Source organism: Mesorhizobium sp. M1A.F.Ca.IN.020.06.1.1 (assembly GCF_004023265.1).
Classification (GTDB): domain Bacteria; phylum Pseudomonadota; class Alphaproteobacteria; order Rhizobiales; family Rhizobiaceae; genus Mesorhizobium.
In genome coordinates, this window is sequence record NZ_RZSR01000418.1 from 1 (window position 1) to 4,982 (window position 4,982).

Genomic DNA, 4,982 nt, shown 5'->3' on the forward strand with positions numbered 1-4,982 from the left:
GACGGTCCGCACCGCTCCGACCTCGCGGTCCGCCACCGGCCGAAGTCGATGCCGGCCGAATTGTGCTCGACCGGCGAGCAGAAGGCGCTGCTTGTCGGCATCGTGCTGTCGCATGCGCGGCTGACCGGCGAGATGTCGGGCCTGACGCCGATCCTGTTGCTCGACGAGATCGCCGCGCATCTCGACAGCGGCCGGCGCACTGCGCTGTTTTCCATCCTCGAAGAGCTCAACTGCCAGGCCTTCATGACCGGCACCGACGCGGCGCTGTTTTCCAGCCTTGCCGGGCGGGCGCAATTCCTGACGGTCGATCACGGCAGCGTCGGCCCGACCGGCTGAACTGTCGAAGAGTTGAAAGCCCCTTGCACGACGATTTGTCCTGCGGGACAAGGCTTCGCCTTGCATGTGCATGACAAGGTTTCCTGCCCGCTATATGGTCCGGCCATGACGAATGCTGCACTCACCGACGAAGAGCTTGAGCGCTATGCCCGCCACATCGTGCTGCCCGAAATCGGCGGCCCCGGCCAGCAGAAGCTGAAGCGGGCGCGGGTGCTGGTGATCGGCGCCGGCGGGCTTGGGGCGCCTGTGCTCGAATATCTCGCGGCGGCCGGCGTCGGCACGCTCGGCATCGTCGACGACGATGATGTCTCCTTGTCCAACCTGCAGCGGCAGGTGATCCATGGCAGCGATACAATCGGCATGGCGAAGACCGACAGCGCTTCGGCGGCGATCTTGCGCATCAACCCCAATGTCAGGGTGGAACTGCATCGCCTCAGGCTGACCGAGCAAAATGCCCCTGCCCTCGTCGCCCAATACGATATCGTGGTCGACGGCTCCGACAATTTCGAGACACGCTATGCTCTGGCCGATGCCTGCGCCCAGGAAAAGAAGCCCCTGGTCACCGCTGCCGTTGGCCGCTTCGACGGCTCGGTGACGGTGCTGAAGCCATTTGAAACGGGGGCCAATGGCCAGCGCAATCCAGGCTACCGCGACCTTTTTCCGGAAGCGCCGCCCGAAGGGCTGGTGCCATCCTGCGCCGTTGCCGGCATCGTCGGCGCGCTGACGGGCGTCATCGGCACGCTGGAGGCAATGGAAGCGATTAAGCTGATCGCCGGCATCGGCGAGCCGCTGGTCGGCCGGCTGCTGCTTTACGACGGGCTGACCGCCCGTTTCGACACCGTCCGCTACAAGGCAGTCTGAGCGCATGGATCAGACGGCCACTCTCCTCGTCAGCGAGCTTCCGCCGGACTTTGCGCAGTGGGACGAATTGCTGGCGCTGATCCGGCGCGCCTTCGCCTATATGGACGGCGTCATCGACCCGCCGTCCTCGGCGCATCATCTCACACCCGAAAACCTCAAGAGCAAGGCCGGGCAAGAAACGCCGTTCCTGGCCATGGAGAACGGCCGGATCGTCGGCTGCGTCTTTGCGATGGAGAGGGCAGACGATTTCTATGTCGGCAAGCTTGCCGTCGAGCCTGGCCTTCAGGGGCGAGGCATAGGCGGACGGCTGATGCAGGCCGTCGACGATCTTGCCCACCGGCGCGGCAAGCAGGCCCTCGAGCTGCAGACGCGTATCGAGCTTACGGCGAACCACGCGGCCTTCGCCCGGCTCGGCTTTCGCGAGACCGGGCGCACCGCGCATGCGGGCTACGACAGGCCGACCTCGATCACCATGCGCAAGGTGCTGTCTTGAGCCTCGCGCTCAGCCCGGAGGAACAGGCAACCGCCGCCGGTAAGGACGGCGCGGGAATGGCGATGCGCATCGTCGCCGAGAGCGCGCGCCTGCTCGGCGCGCCGGGGCTGATCCCGATCTGTTCGGCGCATATCGACGGCGCGCTCTATCATGGCGATTCCGGCACGCTGTTCGCCGAGCGGCTGGTCGAAGGCGGCGCCAGTGTTGCCGTGCGCTCGACGCTCAATGTCGGGGCGCTCGACCTGACGGGCTGCTCGCGCATCCGCCTGGAAGAGCCGCAGCGCGGCATGGCGCGGCGGATGATGGATGCCTATCGCAAGCTCGGCTGCGAACAAAGCTGGACCTGCGCGCCCTATCAGGCCGGGCACAGGCCGGCACAGGGCAGCGATGTCGCCTGGGGCGAGTCCAATGCGGTGGTGTTCTGCAATTCGGTGCTGGGCGCCCGCACCAACCGCTACGGCGATTTCCTCGACATCGCCTGCGCCATCACCGGCCGCGCACCGGATTATGGCCTGCACCGGGCCGAGAACCGCCGGGCGCGGCTGGTGTTCGACGTCTCGGGCCTATTGCCTTCCTTCCTCGCTTCCGAGATCGCCTGGCCGGTGCTGGGCAGCCTCTATGGCCGCGAGGTCGGGGATACGATCGGCGTCGTCGCCGGCATCGCCAATCATCCCGGCGACGACGCGCTAAAGGCCTTCGGCGCCGCTGCCGCTTCCTCCGGCGCGGTCGGGCTGTTCCACATTGCAGGTGTCACGCCAGAGGCGCCGAACGTCGAAACCATTCTGGCCGAGCCGAAACCGGAGGCGGTGATCCACGTCACGCCGCAGATGGCGGCGAAGGCTCGCGCCGGCCTGTCGACGGCGGCGGTGCCGAAAACCATCGATGCGGTCGCCATTGGCAGCCCGCATCTGTCCTTTGCCGAGTTCGAGATGCTGGAGCGGCTGATTGCCGGAAGACGGCTCGCCGTGCCGATCTATGCCTGCACCGGCCGTCATGTGCTTGCCTTCCTGGAGCAGGACGGCCGGCGGAAGAGGCTCGAAGCGAGCGGGGTCGTCATCGTTGCCGACACATGCGTGGTGGTGACGCCGATCATGCCGGAACTTGCCGGCGGCGTGCTTATGACCAATTCGGGCAAGTTCGCGCATTACGCTCCGGGCAACACCGGCTATGCGGTGCTCTATGCCTCGCTCGCCGATTGCGTCGAAAGCGCGGTCGCCGGCAAGCCGCGCTTCACGGACCTCGCCGCATGAGCGCCGCCACGGAGATATTGGTACGGGGCAAGGCCGGTAAAGGCGAAGCGCTGGTGCTGACGGCGCCGATCAGCTTCTGGGGCGGCGTCGACCCGCAGACAGGCCGCATCGCCGATGTCCGCCACCCGCAGCATGGCGAGGTGATTTCCGGCCGGGTGCTGTTCCTGCCGGGCACCATCGGCTCGTCGTCGGCTTCGGCAGTGCTGATGGAACTGGTCCACAACGGCCGCGGGCCGGCAGCCCTTGTGCTGCACGAGCCGGACGCCATTCTTCTGCTCGGCCTGATCGTCGCGCGCGAAATGGGCTGGGAAACACCTATGGCGGTGCGGCTCGGACGCGGTGTGTTCGACGCCTATCGCGGAAGCACCGTCAAAGTCGACGACGACGGCGCCGTGAGCGTCGCCGCCTGAACAACCCGTGGTTTTTCAGGTCCTGAGCGGCAACACACGGTCCGGCGGGCGATGGCCGTCGAAGAAGGCGCGAATGTTGATGATCACCTTCTCGCCCATGTCGATGCGGCCTTCGAGCGTCGCCGAGCCCATATGCGGCAACAGAACGACCTTGCCCTTGTGGGCGAGCTTCAACAGCTTGCTGTTCAGCGCCGGCTCGTGCTCGTAGACGTCGAGGCCGGCGCCGGCGATCTTGCCGTCCTGGATGAGTTTGATCATCGACTCTTCGTCGATGATGTCGCCCCGCGCTGTGTTGACGATGTAGGCCGCCGGCTGCATCAGCGCCAGCCGCCGGGCCGACAGCAGATGAAAGGTCGCCGGCGTCGACGGGCAGTTGACCGAGATGATATCCATCCGGGCGAGCATCTGGTCGAGGCTTTCCCAATACGTCGCTTCCAATTCGTCCTCGACCGCCGGCAGCACGCGGTGGCGGTTGTGGTAGTGGATGGACAGGCCGAACGCCTTGGCGCGCCTGGCGACCGCCGTGCCGATACGGCCCATGCCGACAATGCCCAGGCGCTTGCCCCAGATGCGGCGGCCGAGCATCCAGGTCGGGGACCAGCCGGCCCATTTCTTCTCGCCGGTGAGCACGTTGGCGCCTTCGGCCAGCCTGCGCGGCACGGCGAGCATCAGCGCCATGGTCATGTCGGCGGTGTCTTCGGTGAGCACGTTCGGCGTGTTGGTGACGGTGATGCCTTTCTTGGCAGCCGCCGAGACGTCAATCTTGTCGACGCCGTTGCCGAAATTGGCAATCAGCTTGAGGTTCTCGCCGGCCTGGGCGATCAGCGCGGCATCGATGTGGTCGGTGATGGTCGGGACCAGCACGTCGGCTTCCTTGACCGCCGCAACCAGCTCAGGCTGGGTCATCGGCCGGTCCTCGACGTTGAGGCGCGCGTCGAACAGTTCGCGCATGCGGGTCTCCACCGGATCGGGCAGCTTGCGCGTGATGACGACGAGGGGCCGTTTTTTACCTGCCATTTTTTCCCCGAAGCTTCCTCGAAACCGATCTCGTTGAGACCTCTTTAACCAAGACAAGCGAAACTTGAAGCCAGTCGCGGTATCAGCCCACTCCTGTAACAAGCGGTGCCGCCGAAGACAAAGAAAAAGGGGCGCTCCTCCCACGGACCGGCGCCGAAAGGAATGAACGTGTCTGGTTTCGCCTCGCTCCGCCTGGCTTTCAGCGCAGCCGTTCTCGGCACTCTGCTTTGGGCGCCGCAGACATCCGCGCAAGGCGCGGCCACGTCGGCGCAGACCGTGACGCTGGGGCCGAGCGGCCTGCCGCTGCCGCGCTTCGTCAGCCTGAAATCCGGACGCGTCAACTCGCGCGTCGGTCCGGGCGCCAACTATTCCGTCGACTGGATGTATATGAAGGCCGGACTGCCGATGGAAATCATCCAGGAATTCGACACCTGGCGCCGCGTGCGTGACGCCGACGGCTCCGAAGGCTGGATCAACCAGTCGCTGCTTTCGGGCCGCCGCACCGCGATCGTCGCCCCCTGGCAGCGCGGCAAGGGCGGCCGAATCAATCTGCTCGACGATCCCGACAAGGACGCCGGCGTTGTCGCCATCCTCGAGCCAGGCGTGATGGGCTCG

At 66.0% G+C, this 4,982-nt stretch carries 6 protein-coding genes and 1 pseudogene; 6 read left to right on the forward strand and 1 reads right to left on the reverse strand.

Features of this window, described 5'->3' with window-relative positions:
- The 5 genes and pseudogenes from EOA60_RS18545 to EOA60_RS18565 all read left to right on the forward strand — a co-directional run.
- Window positions 1-336, forward strand: a pseudogene (locus EOA60_RS18545) (DNA replication and repair protein RecF); the annotation flags it as partial.
- Between the two features lie 105 nt (window positions 337-441).
- A complete protein-coding gene (locus tag EOA60_RS18550; RefSeq protein ID WP_095824400.1) occupies window positions 442-1,197 on the forward strand; it encodes a molybdopterin-synthase adenylyltransferase MoeB in 756 nt (251 codons plus the stop codon).
- A gap of 4 nt (window positions 1,198-1,201) precedes the next feature.
- A complete protein-coding gene (locus tag EOA60_RS18555; protein WP_095824219.1) occupies window positions 1,202-1,690 on the forward strand; it encodes a GNAT family N-acetyltransferase in 489 nt (162 codons plus the stop codon).
- Window positions 1,687-2,940, forward strand: coding sequence for an aconitase X catalytic domain-containing protein (locus tag EOA60_RS18560; protein WP_095824220.1), 1,254 nt, complete (start codon window positions 1,687-1,689; stop codon window positions 2,938-2,940). The genes EOA60_RS18555 and EOA60_RS18560 overlap by 4 nt, the downstream gene beginning before the upstream one ends.
- A complete protein-coding gene (locus tag EOA60_RS18565; RefSeq protein ID WP_067324544.1) occupies window positions 2,937-3,350 on the forward strand; it encodes a DUF126 domain-containing protein in 414 nt (137 codons plus the stop codon). The genes EOA60_RS18560 and EOA60_RS18565 overlap by 4 nt, the downstream gene beginning before the upstream one ends.
- 15 nt (window positions 3,351-3,365) lie before the next feature.
- Here the strand turns inward: EOA60_RS18565 and EOA60_RS18570 are convergent, their stop codons facing one another.
- Window positions 3,366-4,367: a D-glycerate dehydrogenase gene (locus EOA60_RS18570; protein ID WP_066996380.1), complete on the reverse strand. Its 1,002-nt coding sequence runs from the start codon at window positions 4,365-4,367 to the stop codon at window positions 3,366-3,368.
- Window positions 4,368-4,535: 168 nt separating this feature from the next.
- Between EOA60_RS18570 and EOA60_RS18575 the strand changes: the two genes are divergently transcribed.
- Window positions 4,536-4,982, forward strand: a 447-nt coding sequence (locus EOA60_RS18575) for an SH3 domain-containing protein (RefSeq protein ID WP_128311707.1), incomplete at its 3' end; no start/stop codon positions are given.